The organism is Pseudoalteromonas haloplanktis ATCC 14393 (assembly GCF_000238355.1).
GTDB classification, from domain to species: domain Bacteria; phylum Pseudomonadota; class Gammaproteobacteria; order Enterobacterales; family Alteromonadaceae; genus Pseudoalteromonas; species Pseudoalteromonas haloplanktis.
Window position 1 is genome coordinate 240,561 of record NZ_AHCA01000003.1, and the last position, 18,820, is coordinate 259,380.

An 18,820-nucleotide genomic window follows, 5' to 3' on the forward strand; every position below is an offset into this window, starting at 1 on the left:
CTTTAATCTTTAATCTTTAATCTTTAATCTTTAATCTTTAATCTTTAATCTTTAATCTTTAATGTGAGCCTTCACCCACTCTATCGCTAATAGACGCTTTTTATACCAATCGTGTTAAGTTACTGACCATTTATAGCGACAGATAAATGGAGTGATAACAAGGCATAAATTTTGACATCTAGTTGTTCTCGGCAATTGCTCCTGCATTGCTCTACCTCCTGCATCCATGCAGTCGTACATGAAAAATTTATAACGCAGTTAGCGCTTTATTTAGCCCGCTAGAATGGTTAAATATTTAAGTCGATTGGTATTAGCCTACTTTGCCACTAATTGCATACTTTAATACCCAGTTTTTTACCAGTCCGGTGTTATTTGCCATTTTTAAAAAGCGACTACGCGCCCATTGTAATGGTGTCACTTGGTTGGAGAAACCAAAATAACACGCATCCATCATGCTCATCATTAATAAGTTTGCTTTACGGCGTGTATGCTCATACTGTTGCAAATGTTGTGAAGCACCGATATCGTCAGCATTATTGAGTTTATCAGCAAGCGCGACAACATCTTGAAAACCTAAGTTAACGCCCTGCCCTGCAAGCGGGTTAATAGTGTGTGCTGCATCACCAACAAGCACTATACGCCCTTGTGAGTAATGGTTTGCATGTTGACGTGCCAAAGGAAAAACAGCATGTTCAATCACCTCAAAATCTCCTACAAGCGGGGGAAAGTTATCTAGGACTTGCTGTTTCAACTCTGCAGCAGGTAGTTTTTTTAAACCCTGTAATTTGCTGCTATCGTCATACCAAATAAGATTAGCGTATGGTGCCTGCATAGGTAAAAATGCAACGGGGCCGGTGGGCTTAAATTGCTGCCACGTTTTTACTTGTTGTGGAGCATCAAGTTTAATAAGCACGCCCATACAATGTTGGCCATACTGCCAACCTGTAACACCAATACCGGCTTTTTGGCGTAACATTGATTGCCCACCATCGGCTGCAACGACTAAGTCAGCACAAAACTGTTGTTCTGCGTAATGTAATGTTACTTGTTGATCATCTTGTTCAATCGCGGATAACGGGTGGCTAATCTCAAGCACCTCAATATCATGCGCTGGAAACTGTTGCCAGAGACTTGCTTGGATTAAGTTATTTTCAATTAAATGACCTAAATGAGTGGTATTAATATCAAGACAATCAAACAATAAACTATCACCCGAACGTTCAAATGCTTCGAGCTGTTGATAAGGTGCGTGACGATGCGCGCGCAATGTAGCCATGGCACCGAGTTCATCTAATAAATTTTCTGAAAAACGATTAATTGCCGATACGCGAATATCAACTTTGTCGCTAGCAAGAACCTCAGCGGCATTAATTACGCGCTGCTCAATCACCTTTACTTGGCATCCTTGTTTTGCAAGCTTTACTGCAGTAGCAGCACCGACCATCCCGCCGCCGACAACAATAACCTTATTTTTCATCATTTTTACATCACTAATCTGGCTATTTTCAGTGTGTTTGATTGTATCGTACTTCTATTTGCAAGTGCGAGTGAGTTTCATCTTAATCGGCTATTAAAGGCGCTTTGTTTGACATCAATCCACAAACATAAAAACTATACTTGGATCTGGGCGGGTATCCAGCTAAAATACGCGTCCTTTAAGTAAGCGAACGTGCCACTTATCCTGTTTAGCGCGCTATCGTGCCACTACCGAATTGAAAACGAGGCTATATTTCAATGAGTAAAAAGCTGCATATTAAAACCTGGGGTTGTCAGATGAATGAGTACGACTCTCAGAAAATGGCGGATCTCCTCGATGCAACCAACGGCTATCAGTTAACCGAAGAAGCTGAGGATGCCGATGTCATCCTACTCAATACCTGTTCAATTCGCGAAAAAGCACAGGAAAAAGTATTTCATCAACTAGGTCGTTGGAAATTATTGAAAGATGATAAACCCGATCTGATCATTGGTGTTGGCGGCTGTGTTGCATCGCAAGAAGGTGATTCTATTCGCCAACGTGCGCCATTTGTAGACGTGATTTTTGGCCCGCAAACTCTACACCGCTTACCTGAAATGATCAAACAAGTACAAGGCAATAAAGGCAGCTCTGTGGTTGATATTTCATTCCCAGAGATTGAAAAATTTGATCGCTTACCAGAACCAAAAGCTGATGGCCCAACAGCCTTCGTTTCAATTATGGAAGGCTGCTCAAAATACTGCACATTCTGCGTGGTGCCTTACACCCGTGGTGAAGAAGTTAGCCGCCCGCTTGATGATGTTTTACTTGAAGTTGCTCAGCTTGCGGAACAAGGTGTTCGTGAAGTTAACCTACTAGGGCAGAACGTGAATGCTTATCGCGGTGAAACCCATGATGGTGAAATTTGTTATTTCTCTGACCTGATTCGTTATGTAGCAGCTATTGATGGTATTGACCGCATTCGTTACACCACATCACACCCTGTAGAGTTTACTCCTGATATCATCGACGCTTATGCTGATGTGCCTGAGCTTGTAGATCATTTACATTTACCAGTACAAAGTGGTTCAGATCGCATTTTGAATTTAATGAAGCGCGGCCATACTGCACTTGAGTACAAATCTACAATTCGTAAGTTACGTAAAATTCGTCCTAACTTAAGCATGTCGTCTGATTTTATCATAGGTTTCCCTGGCGAAAGCAAAATGGACTTTGAAGCCACCATGAACCTGATTAACGATATCGGTTTTGATATGAGCTTTAGCTTTATCTACAGCGCTCGCCCTGGCACCCCAGCGGCGGATTTACCTGACGATGTAAGCGAACAAGAAAAGAAAGAACGTTTATATCTGTTACAAAATCGTATTACCCAAATGGCTCAGCAAATTAGCCGCCAAATGTTTAATACTGAGCAACGTATCTTAGTTGAAGGGCCATCGAAGAAAAACCCAATGGAGTTACGTGGCCGAACTGAAAACAACCGTGTAGTAAACTTTATTGGCCCGCACACTGTGATCGGTCAGTTTGTTGATGTACGTATCACTGAAGCACTACCAAACTCTTTACGTGGTGACTTAATTCGTACAGAATCGCAAATGAACTTACGCCGCGCGGTTGCTCCTGCTGATATTTTAAGTAAAGCAGCACAGCCTGAACCACAAGCAACGCCAAATGAGATTGGTGTCGCTACATTCGTTCCGTAGGCGACACTTACTGTGCCAGCCTTGCTGGCACATAAAAATAGGAAGTAATTTTGAGTAATCAATTAAAAAAATTAGAGATTTATTTAGAACCCTCCGACAACAAACGTCTTTCATCTTTATGTGGCCCGTTTGACGAAAACATCAAGCACATTGAGCGCCGTTTAGGTGTTGAAATTACTCATCGCGACAACTATTTTAAAATCACCGGAAAAACCACCTGCGCGTTTGCCGCAATGGAAATTCTCAAAGACTTATACGTCGAGACTCAGCCGATTCGTGGTGTTATTACTGAAATTGAAGCTAATACAGTACACCTTGCTATCAGTGAATCAAATGCCCTTGAGCAAGATGAACTGAACGCTTATGGCAAAGAAGTTATGATCAAAACTCGCCGTGGTGTAATTAAACCGCGTAACGATAACCAAGGTCACTACGTATCTAATATCTTCCGTCACGATATCACTTTTGGTATCGGGCCTGCTGGTACAGGTAAAACTTACCTTGCTGTTGCCGCGGCCGTTGATGCATTAGAGCGCCAAGAAATACGCCGGATTTTATTGACCCGTCCTGCCGTTGAAGCGGGTGAACGACTGGGCTTTCTACCCGGTGATTTAAGTCAAAAAATCGATCCTTATCTGCGCCCCTTGTACGATGCATTGTTTGAAATGCTCGGCTTTGAAAAAGTTGAAAAACTACTCGAACAAAATGTAATTGAAGTTGCACCACTTGCCTTTATGCGTGGTCGCACACTAAACGACGCTTTTATTATTTTAGATGAAAGCCAAAACACCACGGTTGAACAGATGAAAATGTTCTTAACGCGGATTGGCTTTAATTCAAAAGCAGTGATCACCGGTGATATAACACAGGTTGACTTGCCGCGCGGTGCGCGGTCAGGGCTTCGTCACGCTATAGAAGTACTGAGTGATGTAGATGAAATAAGCTTTAACTTTTTTCAATCTCAAGACGTGGTACGCCACCCTGTGGTAGCGCGTATTGTTGAAGCGTATGAGCGCAACGATGAAGCAGAGCGACAAAAGCGCGCTGAAAAACAACGCGCTAAAGATTTGCTCGCTAATCAAGAGCAAACGCAAGCTGCGACTAAAGAGTAATAACGTGAACACTGAATTAGATTTACAAATAGCCTGTGAGTTTGACAACTTACCTAGCCTTGAGCAATTTGCACTATGGGCAAACAAAGCTCTGAGTCAATACCGTGATGAGTCAGAGTTGAGCATCGTCATTGCCGATGAGGCGCAAAGCCAACAACTCAATAATGACTACCGTGGTAAAAATAAACCAACCAATGTGTTGTCGTTTGAATTCGAAGCGCCAGCAGGAATCGAATTGCCCTTAGTTGGCGATTTAGTGATATGTCCAGCCATTGTATTAGCTGAGTCAATAGAGCAAGAAAAGTCATTTCATGACCACTTTGCCCATATGGTGATCCACGGATGCTTGCATTTACTTGGATTTGACCATATAAAGGAGGAAGATGCGAAAGAGATGGAAAGCATTGAAAAGCAATTGCTTGCCGAGTTAGGCATAGCAGACCCATATCGGGACGATATTTAAATTTACGGAGCAAATAGACGCAATGAGCGACGATAACTCGCAGACTAGCCAGGGTTCTTCTGGCAAGACCTGGTTGGGTAGAATTACCCAAATGTTGCAAGGGGAACCCCAGAATAGAGAAGAGCTGGCTGAAGTAATTGCCGATGCGCAAGTTCGGGATGTCATTGATCCTGAAACCAAAGAGATGATCGAAGGTGTGCTCGGTGTGTCAGAGTTAAAAGTGCGAGACATCATGATCCCGCGCTCACAAATGATCACTCTCGAAGTAGACGCACCACTGGAGGAACTCATTCCAATGATGGTCGATTCAACACATTCACGTTTTCCTGTGGTATGTGAAGATAAGGACCACATTGAAGGCATTCTACTGGCAAAAGATCTACTACCACTTATTCTTAACAAAGATGAACTACTGCCGTCATTACGTAATTATTTACGCCCAGCAGTCGTTGTCCCAGAGAGTAAGCGTGTCGATACACTACTGAATGAATTTCGCCAACAGCGCTATCACATGGCATTAGTTATTGACGAGTACGGCGGTGTGTCAGGCTTAGTGACAATCGAAGATATACTTGAGCTTATCGTCGGTGAAATTGAAGATGAACACGACGAAGAAGATCAACAAGATATTCGTCAAGTTGCAAAACACGTGTTCGTTGTTCAAGCCCTTACACCCGTTGATGATTTTAACGAATACTTTAAAACCGGCTACAGCACACAAGAAGCAGATACCATAGGCGGTACTGTACTGCACGCCTTTGGTCACATGCCAAGTCGTGGTGAGCTTATTGAGATTGATGGCTTTCAATTTAAAGTAACTAATGCTGATAATCGCCGATTATTGCAATTACAAGTTACTGTGCCAAAGGCTGATGATAACGACAGTGAAGACATTTCTGACTAACTGCCTGAATTTAGCAAAAGACAAAAAAGCATGGCTCGCACTGGTTGCGGGCCTTCTTTTAACTTTCAGCTATGCTCCTTTTGAGGCTTGGCCCCTCACCTTTGCCTGCTTAGCACTGGCAATTTACACCACTCAAACGACAAAACCTAAACCACAATATGGTAAGTTAGCCAGCAAACGTGCCACTAAATATGGTTTTATATTTGGCCTTGGCTGGTTTGGCGCAGGCATAAGCTGGGTGCATGTTTCAATTGCCACCTTTGGCGGTATGCCATTGATTGCCTCAATATTACTAATGGTGTTGTTATGCGCTTATCTCGCCATTTACCCTGCACTGGCCTTTATGTTTGCCACACGCTTTGCCAGCGGCCCTAATAGCTATGGTTTATTGTTACTCAGCGGTTTTGCCATCACCGAGTATTTGCGTGGCGTGGTAATGACCGGTTTCCCTTGGCTAAGCTTTGGTTATACGCAAACCGATAGCCCATTAAATCAACTTGCCCCAGTGATTGGTGAATTTGGCTTAACCCTTGTTTGTATCGCTATTGGCTTTGCGCTCTACCGCCTGCTGTTTACTCGTGACTTCAAAGCAGCAGTAGCCAGTTTAGTGGCTCTCGCTTTATTGTTTGGTATTACTCATTATACGCGAACTAACAGCTACAGTAACAAAACCATTAGTACCTTATTGGTACAAGGCAATATCAAACAACACCTGCGTTTTGACCCAAGTGAATTTTGGACCACGATGAGTAAGTACCAAGATATGACTCGCCCGCATTGGGATGCAGACTTAATCGTTTGGCCAGAAGCCGCCGTGCCGGAAATAGAAGCCCTTGCAGATAGCTATTTAGCCGGTCTTGATAGCGCAGCTTCATTTAACAACACCGCCCTCATTACTGGTATAGTTGACTATCAACGCGACACTAAAGCTATCTTCAACACCTTGATTGTAGTTGGTAATAAAGAGCACGACGACGAGCATGGCCATTATCAATACCTAGGTAAAAACCGTTACCAAAAACACCAATTACTGCCTATTGGTGAGTTTGTGCCGTTTGAAGATATATTACGCCCTATCGCTCCCTTATTTGATTTGCCCATGTCATCATTTTCTCGCGGTGACAAAGTGCAAAATAACTTACGCGCTAATGGCTTAAATATCTTACCGGCCATTTGCTATGAAATAGCTTTTGCTGATTTAGTGCGTGGTAATTACCACAATGATTCAGATATTTTATTTACCGTCAGTAACGATGCCTGGTTTGGTGCCTCCCACGGCCCTCACCAACATATGCAAATAGCCCGCATGCGCGCCCTTGAATTACAACGCCCGCTAATACGTGTTACAAACAATGGTATCAGTGGTGTTTACGACCCTATCAGTCAAACACAAGTCAGCATGCCACAGTTTGAAGCCGATACCTTAAAAGTGAACGTTAAGCTCATTCAAGGCGACAGCATCTATAGTCAATATGGCAACTTACCAGTGTGGATAGTCGTGGTGTTGATGGGAGTTGTAGGGATAGCAATAAGCAATAAGCGGTAAGCGGTAAGCGGTAAGCGGTAAGCGGTAAGCGGTAAGCGGTAAGCGGTAAGCGGTAAGCGGTAAGCGGTAAGCGGTAAGCGGTAAGCGGTAAGCGGTAAGCGGTAAGCGGTAAGCGGTAAGCGGTAAGCGGTAAGCGGTAAGCGGTAAGCGGTAAGCGGTAAGCGGTAAGCGGTAAGCGGTAAGCGGTAAGCGGTAAGCGGTAAGCGGTAAGCGGTAAGCGGTAAGCGGTAAGCGGTAAGCGGTAAGCGGTAAGCGGTAAGCGGTAAGCGGTAAGCGGTAAGCGGTAAGCGGTAAGCGGTAAGCGGTAAGCGGTAAGCGGTAAGCGGTAAGCGGTAAGCGGTAAGCGGTAAGCGGTAAGCGGTAAGCGGTAAGCGGTAAGCGGTAAGCGGTAAGCGGTAAGCGGTAAGCGGTAAGCGGTAAGCGGTAAGCGGTAAGCGGTAAGCGGTAAGCGGTAAGCGGTAAGCGGTAAGCGGTAAGCGGTAAGCGGTAAGCGGTAAGCGGTAAGCGGTAAGCGGTAAGCGGTAACGAGTTTATTCGTAGGTTGGGTTGAGTGCAACGAAACCCAACAGTTAAATGTATAATACTCAATCTTTTTCAAGGATAGAATAAATGTCACACATTAAAAAAGTTGCTCACAACTCCCATACCATATCCATGCTTATTTGCTGTACGCTGATGTTGGTTTTCATAGCTGCTTTTTTTCCCTAGTGCATTGATTGTTGATAATGAGCTTGGACTTAAACCTGAACATATTCTTTCAGCAATTATTAGCTTATTAATGTTTTTAATAACAATCGTTACTGGCTTGATTGCTTTTAAATCTTACCAAATAGCAAAGGCAGCAAATGAGTTAAGTGAAAGAATATTTACATCGCAACGAGAACAAATAGAATCTCAAGATTTTTCACGGCTATATGAAAGATTTGAAAAAAGAATTAATCAAATTGAAAAGCAAAAAAATGTTACTATTTATTGCGAAGGTTTAATTCAAGAATATTTGTCAGCCGGCAGATTCGTTAAGGGTAAATATGAACCTACTGAATTAGAATTGAAAAATGCGATAGAAATGAGTAAGCCTATTAACAGCTTTTACGAAGAAGTCTCAGATAGATGTAAAAACGTTAAAGCAAATATCCCAAACAAGTCATTAACTAAGGATTGGATAAATTCAACTTTTAGTCAACTACAACACATAGGTAAAACGGACCCTATTTATGATTCCTTTATGAGTATTCCTGATGAAGACTTAGTGTCAATTATTAAAGATTGTCATCCAATTCCTGTGAAACGAACTAACCCTCTTTATTATGCTGAAGTTCATCGCCTTATTATTTCATCATTATTAGTAACAATGAACCAGCATAAATTGGTAATACCAAACTTGAATAACGAAACAATATATAATGATTTCTTGATTAAAATAGACGAACTTATTTGGGGACAATAAACGGAGAATAAATAAAACAACATTTAAATTTGTACAAAATATACAATTGTACTGACCATAAACGTAATAAAACCAGTAGAACCTTTACTTTGAGCGCTTCATTAGCTTTTTATACACTGCATCTTTATCTCGTTTGCCGATAGCGAGTACATATACTACAACTTCATCATCTATCACTTCATAGGCAAGCCTGTAGCCTGCTGTGCGCAATTTTATTTTATATACGCTATCAAAACCCCTCAGTTTCGATGCAGGTACATGAGGATTTTCTAAACGCTCTATGAGTTTATTTTTAAACTGACTTTTTATCGGTGGAGCAAGCTTGTTCCACTCTTTTTGCGCTGCGGGTAAAAATTTGAGCTTATAAGTCATCAATATTAACTTCAACCGCCTCTGATAAGTCTGCTCTGCGACTTTCGACAATTTTTGCTAATTCGATATCGTCGATCAGTTCCATTAGGAACTCATACGTTTGCGCAGGTACTAAATAAGCTGCTGGTTTATTGTGATTTAGAATAGCTATCGCTGAACCATCAGCTTCATTTAATAACGCTGTCGGATTTTTCTTTAATTCTGAAATACTTGCTGAACAGTCTGCTAATATTTGTCTCATAACTCACCAAAATGACCATAAATATGAGCTAACTTTAGACCTTTTTTAGTTTTATAGCTAGCGCTTTTTAGAGCCTTTTATTGCCGACACACACTATTTCGTAAACAACTTTTCAAATAATAACTCTGCTTGTTTTAAGCCCTCTTCGGTCAATACGACTGATTTAGCTTTGCCAATTGGGTTATCAATTAAACCTTTTTCATGCAGCCGATTGGTTACGTCCCAATCAATTTGTTTCCATGCACGGCAATGGTCGTGCAAGGTTAAATACATCAGTGCTAATGCAGCGTCGTCTATTTTATCTGTGTCTATTTGCATATGCTGATCCACTATTGACTAAAGTTTTACTTATATTGTCATTTTAAAAGTAGCCGTTCAACAGCCACCATTATAATTTACCCAGCTAGAAATCGTCACGCAGCTCAAATTCATACTTGTTATACTTTATTTCACTGGTTTGTAATTAATCATTAGGTCATACCAAGATTACTTGAGACAATCACCACCGTCATTTTTAAATAGAGTTCATTATGAAACTATTAGTCAGAAATTTAGCACGCACCACTAGCGAACACGATATTCGCACACTATTTACCGTTCACGGTAAAGTTACTAACTGTAATTTAGTCCTAGATAAAGAAACTGGCCAATCAAAAGGCTTCGCGTTTGTTGAGATGCCAGACAATGCTGAAGCGAATGCAGCAATCACAGCGTTAAATCAAACCAGTGTTGATAAAAGCAAAATACGTGTAAAATTAGCCGATGCTTAATGTAAGTGGTTGATAAAACACTTACGCTTGTATAAACATAATGGCTTGAATCTACAAGCCATTTTTATTACTTATGCATTACGCGTTTTTACGGTGCCGCTGGGTGCTCAACAACAAAGTCTCTGCTTTAGCACCTAAATACACATAAATCGCCAGTGCAATTAATAACCCAACGACTGCTAACATCATGTAAATAGCCGGTAATAAGTATTGAGATTGACCCAGTGCTGCTTTAAACATGGTTAGTAAAGCTTCAATAGACACCGCAATCAAAATAGTCGAAATAAATCGCGTGATTGTTCGCCGTGTAGAGCTGTGCCTAAAGATGTCTTTATGCATCAGAATTTCTTCTTCTAGAATGGTTTTACCCAAATCGAATATTGCTAACGCTAAAGTAATAAAAATAATAATACTAAATGGCTCAAGCGGATCCTCTGCTAACGACGTGGTAAAGAGTAAATTATAAATATCGCCAAATACCCGATAAAGTAAAAATAATACTAAACAAAATAAGCAGCTAACAATAATGCCATAGCCAGCTTTAAAAAATGGCGTCATATTTGCGCGAGTACGATCCCCCATAATAAACTCAATTAATTGAGTTAAGCATACATCAATAACTAAATACGCTTGCTCGCCATGGGGGTGATCAAGCGCTTTAACTGCTGATATACATAAGTGATTTGTCGCTATCGAAATATAGGGCGCAGTAAAACGAGTTTGTGATTGCTGTTGAATATCTTGAAAATAAGGGCGTTCACTTAAATCTTGTGCGTCACCCCGATTGTTTAAGGTTTTCATATACTGGCGTTTAAAACAAACATTGTTGCCCAACTGCACCCCGTTTTTATCTAAACAATACTGCAATTCCAAAAATGGATATTGAGCCACTAAATGACGGTTATCTTGTTGCTTTTTAACGCCATCGGCAAGGCTTGCTAAAATTGAATCGAGTAATTCATGAATAACAGGTTGATACTCTTGATAACGCTCAACACTACTGATGTAACTCATTCTGGCCATAATTGGAGCTCCTAACTACATTATTAGGATCCAAAGCAATTACAGAACCAACTTTAAAAAAACATAAAAATCAATGCACTATGTTATTTTATAAATAATAACAAACTATTTTGCACCACGTGCGTGCATAGTGCGGTGCAATAAATTTAGCTTGCAAAAAACTAAGGGAGCAAGGTTAGGGATTTTACACTTATCGTAGCTGTGCCGCCGTGCTCATCGGTTAGATCCGGCACTAAATAAATTGCATTGATATGTTCCAGTATCATACCTACATCAATTGATTCAACAGGTGTCCAACTAGGACGCGAAAAATCATCTAATGTAAAACACCGCGTTGTCCAATTATCAGCTGGCGCTAACTTATGTTGATAATGAGCATAACTTTTATCCCCCAGCCCACCATAATCTTGCTGTGACAATTTAACGACTAAGCCGGTACTGCTTTTATATTTTTATATTCCAGTGCAATAGTGGCCACCGCTGCCAATGATTTATTTGGTAAATCATAAATCAATTCAACCCATGAATTACTTTTAGCATTTAACCGTGGCACACGAGAAAACTGGATCCAAATATGATCATCATTAATCAGTTGTGATTTTGTTTGTACACTGCTACCAATGGCATCCGTTGCGTAATGCCAATCGTTTTGTACAACAGAGTTGACTTTCAAGCTCGTGGGGCAATTGTGTTGTGCACTTAGCGGTAATGACGTAGTAACTAGTACGCCACAACTATATAAAGCCACTAGTAGCGGGTAAAGCATATGCATCCTTTTTATTGTTTTTCTTATCCAGTCTTAGGGCTAGTTTGCAGTATTTTGATCGTAAAGTCTGTACCTATTAGGTTATTTTTGACACAAAAAATGGGCTATTCAGCCCATTCTTTAGTAAATCAATTACTTTTAAACTTCATCATCAAAATCTTGCACTTGACGTTGCGCAGCTCGCGCAATGATTTCAACATAGAAAGATTCTAAGCCTTGCTTTTCAATCTCACTAATTGAATTACTGATTTCAGCAACATGTACTACTTGTGCATCTTCGGCCGTGTTGCCAAATTTACAATCAAATGCCCAGTAATCAGCATCAACTGGCAATGTTTTGTTACGCTCTCTTTTCAAATACTTTTTAACTTCATGCTTTGCAGCATCTACCATACGTGGGTATTTGATTTTCTCATGATTCAGCGTGAATGTTTTCTTCATTACGTTCCTAATTACCTTGATTTAATGATGATGACATTTACACCAAGTAAGTTGGAAATGCCATTTCGGTCATTATAGCAATTGCATTTAGTTTTTGGATGCTTTTTTTACCCGAAAGTAAATAAATCTGCTTGCTGATAATGATATCAGCCTAACATCACGCCTGTGCAAGGTGCAAGGGTTGATGGAGATCGTCATTATTAAGGCTATCGTAGAATGCAACTGCATCCATTTGTGGGTGATCTAATTGGCTTTCTTTATTTAAATGACGCTTGCGTACAACGGGTTCGCAGTTATCAATTACTAGCAGTGGAATATGGTTTTTATCATCGCGGATCACTAATGGCTCAGGTGTAAGGCATGAGCGTAAACGAATATCCGCCATCCCCCCTTGCTGTAATCGCTGCGCATTATGTTGTCCAATTAGCATATCAAATTGCGCAGGTGCCAGTGCTTGCTCAGGACCTGCCCCTAAGTATTTGCGTAATTGAGTTTCACTTTGTGTTGTCGCATGAGTATCAACGGACGTCTTAGGTAAATGAAACTGACTAAAATCGAGCGCATCATGTGAGAGCATTGCCAATAATAATGCAAACTCACCACGGCGTGATTCACTCACACTTTTGGCAAGACGATTATTAAGTTGACTCTCTGTGATTAACAAATCATCGATTTGCATAGACTTTAGCCGATTAAAGTAGGGAATAGATATTTATCGGCATTATTTGCTATTTCTTTAGCTTTTTTCTTTACTTAAATACTCACTTTGCTATTATCAGCGCCGTTGCATTGGAGGGGTTCCCGAGCGGCCAAAGGGATCAGACTGTAAATCTGACGGCTCAGCCTTCGCTGGTTCGAATCCAGCTCCCTCCACCACTTTTCTATCGCTCAGTTAAGTGGGGTCAAATGTAACAAAATTAGTGTGGAGGGGTTCCCGAGCGGCCAAAGGGATCAGACTGTAAATCTGACGGCTCAGCCTTCGCTGGTTCGAATCCAGCTCCCTCCACCACTTTTCTTCTCAAGTATTATCCTTATACCAATCTACTTAAATATTTAACCATTCTAGCGGGCTAAATAAAGCGCTAACTGCGTTATAAATTTTTCATGTAGAACAACTAGATGTCAAAATTTATGCCTTGTTATCACTCCATTTATCTGTAATAACCTAACGCTATTCAATCACCCATTGTAAACCCGCACCATGCTCTTTGAGCCAGGTTGTTGCTTGCTTATATTCAGGGTAAAACTCACCTACTCGCTGCCAAAACGCAGCACTATGATTTAAATACTTTAAATGGGCAAGTTCATGCACAATCACATAGTCAATAATCGTGTGAGGTGCACTAGCAAGTAACAAATTAAAGGTCAGCGCCCGTCGTCGATTACAACTCCCCCAACGACGTTTATAAGTATGAATACGAATACTGCTTGGTAATGCCTCCGCCATTTTTATACAATACTGTTGTACTCGCATTTCTATATAACTTTCTAGTTGCTCATGTAAAAAAGCTTCAATCAGGCTTTGATACATAGCGTGCTGGTGTTTAACACGTCGAGATAAATTTAACTGCAAAGTTGGCTGCGCCTGATTATTATCTAAGCGCCACTCACAACGTGTTCCAGTGCCATACACCAGTGTTATAGGCTGATCAAAAACAAGAACTCTATTATCTTTTAAAGGATACTGGCGTGTATCAAGCAACTGACTTTGCTTATAGAGCTGCTCATTTATCCAGCCACTTTTACTCACTAACCAGCCCTCAAGCTCCTCAATAGCAACCCCTACAGGGGCATACACTGTCACACTCTGTTGCTGGACTTTAATAGCCACGGTTTTGCGGCGACGACTACGCTTTAACTTATATTCAAACAAACCTGACTCTTGTAACTGTTCGACAGTCATTTAACTAATTACAGGGTGGCTATATTACCTTGCGAAATAACTGCTAATCTATAACTAAGTGGAATTAAATAAAGCGACGTCACAGATGCCAGATAAGCCTTGTTGTAATTATACTTCTCCTGATGGCCATAATTGCCAAGAAACTGACATGGGTTCAGGCTTCTGCTTTTGGCATGATGGAAAGTTTGATAAGTCAGGTTTAGATCTCACCCAAAAATTAGAACGCTATGCAAAAAAAGGAGGATTATTACAAGGGTTACAATTACAACGCGCCAACCTCACCGGACTTAGCTTAATAAAGCAGGATGATGAAGATGGTTTTGATTTATCCTACAGCAATTTTTATCGCGCAACGTTAACACACGCTCACCTATTTAATAATAAAATAGCTCACAGCTCGCTCATGAAAGCCACTTTACATGATGCCAGCCTACATTATTGTAATTTACAAGACACTAACCTGTTGGGTATAAAGCTCAACAACACTCGTATAGATAACATAGATTTAGGCACTGAATTATTACAAGAAAAACAAGCCAAAGCCGCGTTAAAAGATGCCGACCATACTGCAGCACTTGACCTATTTGAACAATCTGAAGAGATATTTCGTAATTTACGAAAAGCATCTGAGCAGCAAGGGTTATTTGAATTGGCTGGCAATTTCACTTATAAAGAGCTAAGGATGCGGCATGCGCAATACCCTAAAGGCTCAAAAAAACGGTTGGCATCAAGCTTTATTGATATGTTATGCGGCTACGGCGAAAAGCCCGAAAACGTGATCCGCTTTAGTTTGTCACTAATCATCTGCTGTGCCCTGTGTTATTTTATCTTTGGCGTGATGGATGCCAGAGGATTAATGCAGCTAAATACTGGGGCATCATTGGGCGATAATTTATCAGCGCTGTTAAATAGCGTTTATTTTAGCGTGGTTACATTTACAACTTTAGGCTATGGCGATATAACACCTGTCGGTTTTTCGCGCTTAATTGCCGCAATAGAAGCATTTTGTGGTAGTTTTTCATTGGCGCTGTTCGTTGTGGTATTTGTGAAACGGATGACACGTTAACTGGTGACTATTTTACAAACAAAAAAATCACTAGTTAGTGATAAATAGTCGCTATAAAATTGGTTATAAATAGTGCTATCATTATGCCCAATAAAACTTAGTAACTTGATTTTACAAAGATTTTAATTTTGTTAAATTTTATAGTTGAAAATGTAAATAACAACTAAGCCACTCACATGCGTTTAAACTTTTATCAACATAAATTTCAGATAGCGTTAAGCGCTGAAATAAACTAAATTGAGCCGTTATGCTTTCAGCTTTTTTTATTACAGATCAAGATCCTAGCCTTATTATCAATGGTGTATATGACCCATTCCTAGTAACACTGTCTGTTTTAACTGCTATTTTTGCAGCATTTTTTGCAGCTTACCTAATTGATCTCGCTAAAGAAACACGCTTTAAAAGTTATCAAAGATTGGCCAACTCCACAGCTTCCTTAGTGTTAGCTGGCGGTATTTGGAGTATGCACTTTATTGGCATGCTCGCATTCTCACTCTGTACAAATATTAGTTATGATCCAATACTCACTTTATTCTCATTCATTCCTGCATTTTTCGCTTGCTTAGCAGCTGGATCATTACTTGTTAAAAGCAACAATACAATTGCTAGTTTAATAATACCATCTATCCTACTTGGCGCTGGCATCGGCACTATGCATTACAGCGGTATGGCTGCCATGCAATTAAGTCCTTTGTTACGCTACGACCCACTGACATTTGGGCTATCAATCATAGTCGCTGTAGTACTGGCATTCATTTCTTTATATTCGCGTTTTAATATCAGTAAGTACTTTCCATCTTTTACTGCTGCGCAAACACGATTGCTCAGTGCCACCATTTTAGGTTTTGCAGTTGCAGGCATGCATTACATGGGGATGGCCGCTACGCGATTTGTCGCAACTTCGCCATTAATTGGTGATGGTAGTGATAGCTCACAGCTTACTTTTGTTGCCATTAGTGTGGTATTTGCAACCATTATTTTAACTGCGGTTGTTGCGATTATTAATGGCATGGTGCGCTACCGCATGTTACTTGAAGAAAAAACGGGCAACGAATCTCGCTTAGAAGCGATTTTATCGACCGCCATAGATGGCATTGTAACCATTGATCATCGCGGTCACATTTTAAGCTTTAATAACGCAGCGCAAAATATTTTTGGCTGGCGCCAATCTGACGTACAAGGCAAAAATGTAAAAATGCTGATGGCAGATGACATTGCCGTCCATCATGATGAGTACCTTTCAAAGGCGGGTCACATCGATTTAGGAAAAGTCATTGGCATCAATCGAGATGTACTTGCAAAACACAAAGATGGCCATTTATTCCCTATTCGTTTAGGAATTGGCGAAGCAACCCAACCTGGTCAGGACTCAATATTTGTTGGCTTTATTACCGATTTAACCGAGCAGCGAAAACTACAAAAAAATCTCATCGAAAAAGAACAACAATACCGTTCGCTGATGGACAATATGCCAGGTGTGGTATTTCGCTGCGAGTTAAATAAAAACTGGAGTATGATTTTTATCAGCCCTAGCATTAATGAAGTAACAGGCTACGTACCTTCAGAGTTTATTAATAAGCATATAGAATTTGGTGATTTAATTTTCAAAGACGACACCGATCGTATCAATGAAGCAATCGCCCAAGCCGTTGCAGATAAATCACAATACTCAATTGAATATCGACTGCGCCACCGTAATGGCAAACTTATTTGGGTGCTTGAAAAAGGCAGCTTTGAGTTTAACAATCAAGGTGAAGCGGTTTGGATTGACGGCGTTATTGTTGATATTAGTGAACGTCGTGAATACGAAGATAAGCTAAAATTAGCCAAATTAGCGGCTGAAGAGGCAGCGCAAGCGAAGCAATCATTTATGGCAAATATGAGCCACGAAATTCGTACCCCAATGAACTCTATTATTGGTTTTAGTGACTTATTAATGGATACACCGCTTGATCAAGAGCAACAAAAACATTTGATCACCGTCAACAATGCCGCTCGCTCGCTGCTGCGCCTATTAAACGAAATACTGGACTCGGCGAAACTAGAAAAAGGTAAGCTGACCATAGAGCCAGTACATTTTAATCTTCAGCCCGTTCTTGATAGTATTATTTCCACCTTTTGGTTAGAAGCTAAAAAGAAAGATCTTGAACTAACACTAACCATTAAAGAGTCTGTTCACTCTGCTTACTATGGTGATCCGGATCGAATTCGCCAAGTGTTAACTAATTTAATTGGCAATGCGATTAAATTTACAGCACAAGGTTCTGTAAATCTAACGGTCAGTACGACCCAAAATAATTACTTATTTTTTGAAGTACAAGATACCGGTATTGGCATTGCTAAAGATCGCCTTAAAGCCGTATTTCAACCTTTTGTACAAGCTGATGGCACCACCACTCGCCGATTCGGTGGTACTGGACTGGGCACCACGATCAGTAAACAGCTCGTCGAACTGATGGGTGGCATAATCAATGTAGTAAGTGAAGAAGATAAAGGCAGTTGCTTTTACTTTTCATTACCTTTAGAGCCTAGTGATGAAACAAAGATCAACTACTTTGATGAGTTACACACTCAATTACCGCAACTGCGCATTTTAGTCGTTGACGATATAGAGCAAAATGTTGAGTTACTGCAACTATTATTATCGCGAGATCAACATATTATCAGCACTGCAAGCAATGGTTTAGAAGCACTTGCTATCTTTGAAAGCCAAGATTTTGATGTTATTTTGATGGATATCCACATGCCTGAGTGTGACGGTATTACTGCAACACATAGAATTCGTGAAGTCGAACAGCAACGACAATTAAAGAACACACCAATCATTGCCCTTACTGCCAGTGTATTACAACAAGATAAGTTAACTGCGAAAAAAGCAGGCATGAACGGTTTTGCAAACAAACCTGTTGATATTAACCAATTGAATCAAGAAATTGCCCAAGTACTTGGTTTTGGCCTAAATAAAGAGACTCTGATTGCACAAAGTGACCCCACGGCACAGCATATTGACTTTAAAAAAGGGCAACAACTGTGGGGCAGTAAATGTAAACAATTGACCGAAATACACCGTTTTCTTAAAGATCAAAAAGAAGTATTTGAGGTCATTTTTAATGATGGATTAAATGCGTTAAAAGATTTTAAAGGCACATTACATACGCTTAAAGGACTTTCAGGTAATCTAGGTTTACCAACAATGATGAAATTATTCTCAGCATTAGAAAAAAGTGAGTCGGCGCAGCAACAAGTACAAGTAATTAAGCAATTAGAACTAGAATTCAATGCGGTAAGTGAGTTTTTGGCTGAAAAAACTCTAGCATGTATGCCCACAACAAATGTTGAGCAAAGTAGCGAAACATTATCACTGAGTGCATTTAAGGTGATCTGTGAGCAGCTACATAAAGATGCTGAAAATGCTGAACTAAACGATGAATTACTCGCAAAAATCGAAGCTAATGCGCCAATTGTGTACCAAAGTGACGTGGTAGCATTGGTCGAATATTTTGACCAATTTGATTTTGATAGTGCGCAGAGTCACTTGGCAGCATTAATTGAATTACTCAATCAAACAGAAAACGTGGATGCATAA

The 18,820-nt window shown here is 40.5% G+C and carries 20 protein-coding genes and 2 tRNA genes; 11 read left to right on the top strand and 11 right to left on the bottom strand.

Annotation, left to right across the window (positions count from 1 at the left end; translation table 11 throughout):
- Positions 1-310 precede the first annotated feature (310 nt).
- Positions 311-1,480 carry an FAD-dependent oxidoreductase gene (locus PHAL_RS0108195; RefSeq protein WP_016707909.1) on the bottom strand — a complete coding sequence of 390 codons (1,170 nt, stop codon included), beginning with the start codon at positions 1,478-1,480 and terminating at the stop codon, positions 311-313.
- A 254-nt stretch (positions 1,481-1,734) separates the two neighbouring features.
- On the opposite strand from PHAL_RS0108195, the gene miaB reads away from it, so the two are divergent.
- From miaB to lnt, 5 genes are read left to right on the top strand one after another with little or no spacing between them, the layout of a single operon-like run.
- The gene (miaB, locus tag PHAL_RS0108200) at positions 1,735-3,180 is read left to right on the top strand and encodes a tRNA (N6-isopentenyl adenosine(37)-C2)-methylthiotransferase MiaB (RefSeq protein ID WP_016707910.1); all 1,446 of its coding nucleotides are present in this window, start codon (positions 1,735-1,737) and stop codon (positions 3,178-3,180) included.
- Positions 3,181-3,230: 50 nt separating this feature from the next.
- A complete protein-coding gene (locus PHAL_RS0108205) occupies positions 3,231-4,292 on the top strand; it encodes a PhoH family protein (protein WP_016707911.1) in 1,062 nt (353 codons plus the stop codon).
- Positions 4,293-4,296: 4 nt separating this feature from the next.
- A complete protein-coding gene (gene ybeY / locus PHAL_RS0108210; RefSeq protein WP_016707912.1) occupies positions 4,297-4,755 on the top strand; it encodes an rRNA maturation RNase YbeY in 459 nt (152 codons plus the stop codon).
- A 22-nt stretch (positions 4,756-4,777) separates the two neighbouring features.
- Entirely contained in the window at positions 4,778-5,659 is an 882-nt protein-coding gene (gene corC / locus PHAL_RS0108215) for a CNNM family magnesium/cobalt transport protein CorC (RefSeq protein ID WP_016707913.1), read from the top strand.
- Positions 5,640-7,205 (top strand): apolipoprotein N-acyltransferase, encoded by a 1,566-nt coding sequence (gene lnt, locus PHAL_RS0108220; protein ID WP_016707914.1) that lies wholly within the window; start codon positions 5,640-5,642, stop codon positions 7,203-7,205. The genes corC and lnt overlap by 20 nt, the downstream gene beginning before the upstream one ends.
- Here the strand turns inward: lnt and PHAL_RS24225 are convergent.
- Entirely contained in the window at positions 7,140-7,793 is a 654-nt protein-coding gene (locus tag PHAL_RS24225) for a hypothetical protein (RefSeq protein WP_016707915.1), read from the bottom strand. The two genes, lnt and PHAL_RS24225, sit on opposite strands and share 66 nt — an antisense overlap.
- 124 nt (positions 7,794-7,917) lie before the next feature.
- On the opposite strand from PHAL_RS24225, the gene PHAL_RS0108230 reads away from it, so the two are divergent.
- Entirely contained in the window at positions 7,918-8,652 is a 735-nt protein-coding gene (locus PHAL_RS0108230; protein ID WP_016707916.1) for a hypothetical protein, read from the top strand.
- 84 nt (positions 8,653-8,736) lie between these two features.
- On the opposite strand, the gene PHAL_RS0108235 is transcribed toward PHAL_RS0108230, so the two are convergent.
- The 3 genes from PHAL_RS0108235 to PHAL_RS0108245 form a co-directional block, all read right to left on the bottom strand.
- Positions 8,737-9,024, bottom strand: a complete 288-nt coding sequence (locus tag PHAL_RS0108235; RefSeq protein ID WP_016707917.1) for a type II toxin-antitoxin system RelE family toxin — start codon at positions 9,022-9,024, stop codon at positions 8,737-8,739.
- Entirely contained in the window at positions 9,014-9,265 is a 252-nt protein-coding gene (locus PHAL_RS0108240; RefSeq protein ID WP_016707918.1) for a type II toxin-antitoxin system Phd/YefM family antitoxin, read from the bottom strand. Before PHAL_RS0108240 ends, PHAL_RS0108235 begins: the two co-directional genes overlap by 11 nt.
- Before the next feature lie 93 nt (positions 9,266-9,358).
- Positions 9,359-9,583 (bottom strand): DUF6429 family protein, encoded by a 225-nt coding sequence (locus PHAL_RS0108245; RefSeq protein ID WP_016707919.1) that lies wholly within the window; start codon positions 9,581-9,583, stop codon positions 9,359-9,361.
- Positions 9,584-9,795: 212 nt separating this feature from the next.
- Between PHAL_RS0108245 and PHAL_RS0108250 the strand changes: the two genes are divergently transcribed.
- Complete coding sequence (locus PHAL_RS0108250) at positions 9,796-10,035, top strand: RNA recognition motif domain-containing protein (protein ID WP_016707920.1); 240 nt, start codon at positions 9,796-9,798, stop codon at positions 10,033-10,035.
- 78 nt (positions 10,036-10,113) lie between these two features.
- Here PHAL_RS0108250 and PHAL_RS0108255 read toward each other — a convergent pair whose 3' ends face one another.
- The 5 genes from PHAL_RS0108255 to PHAL_RS0108270 all read right to left on the bottom strand — a co-directional run bounded on the left by PHAL_RS0108255 (position 10,114) and on the right by PHAL_RS0108270 (position 12,944).
- Entirely contained in the window at positions 10,114-11,058 is a 945-nt protein-coding gene (locus tag PHAL_RS0108255; RefSeq protein ID WP_016707921.1) for a hypothetical protein, read from the bottom strand.
- 161 nt (positions 11,059-11,219) lie between these two features.
- The gene (locus PHAL_RS23580) at positions 11,220-11,477 is read right to left on the bottom strand and encodes a hypothetical protein (RefSeq protein ID WP_050901570.1); all 258 of its coding nucleotides are present in this window, start codon (positions 11,475-11,477) and stop codon (positions 11,220-11,222) included.
- Between the two features lie 8 nt (positions 11,478-11,485).
- On the bottom strand, positions 11,486-11,824 hold the full coding sequence (locus PHAL_RS23585; protein WP_050901571.1) for a hypothetical protein: 339 nt from the start codon (positions 11,822-11,824) through the stop codon (positions 11,486-11,488).
- Between the two features lie 138 nt (positions 11,825-11,962).
- Entirely contained in the window at positions 11,963-12,265 is a 303-nt protein-coding gene (locus PHAL_RS0108265; protein WP_016707922.1) for a DUF6172 family protein, read from the bottom strand.
- A gap of 157 nt (positions 12,266-12,422) precedes the next feature.
- Complete coding sequence (locus PHAL_RS0108270) at positions 12,423-12,944, bottom strand: VC2046/SO_2500 family protein (RefSeq protein ID WP_016707923.1); 522 nt, start codon at positions 12,942-12,944, stop codon at positions 12,423-12,425.
- 112 nt (positions 12,945-13,056) lie between these two features.
- Between PHAL_RS0108270 and PHAL_RS0108275 the strand changes: the two genes are divergently transcribed.
- Positions 13,057-13,141, top strand: a tRNA-Tyr gene (locus PHAL_RS0108275).
- A gap of 48 nt (positions 13,142-13,189) precedes the next feature.
- Positions 13,190-13,274, top strand: a tRNA-Tyr gene (locus PHAL_RS0108280).
- A gap of 162 nt (positions 13,275-13,436) precedes the next feature.
- Here PHAL_RS0108280 and PHAL_RS0108285 read toward each other — a convergent pair.
- Entirely contained in the window at positions 13,437-14,168 is a 732-nt protein-coding gene (locus tag PHAL_RS0108285; protein ID WP_016707924.1) for a M48 family metallopeptidase, read from the bottom strand.
- Positions 14,169-14,253: 85 nt separating this feature from the next.
- Between PHAL_RS0108285 and PHAL_RS0108290 the strand changes: the two genes are divergently transcribed.
- Together PHAL_RS0108290 and PHAL_RS0108295 are read left to right on the top strand one after the other, a co-directional pair.
- Positions 14,254-15,234 carry an ion channel gene (locus PHAL_RS0108290; RefSeq protein WP_016707925.1) on the top strand — a complete coding sequence of 327 codons (981 nt, stop codon included), beginning with the start codon at positions 14,254-14,256 and terminating at the stop codon, positions 15,232-15,234.
- Positions 15,235-15,481: 247 nt separating this feature from the next.
- Positions 15,482-18,820: a PAS domain S-box protein gene (locus tag PHAL_RS0108295; RefSeq protein WP_016707926.1), complete on the top strand. Its 3,339-nt coding sequence runs from the start codon at positions 15,482-15,484 to the stop codon at positions 18,818-18,820.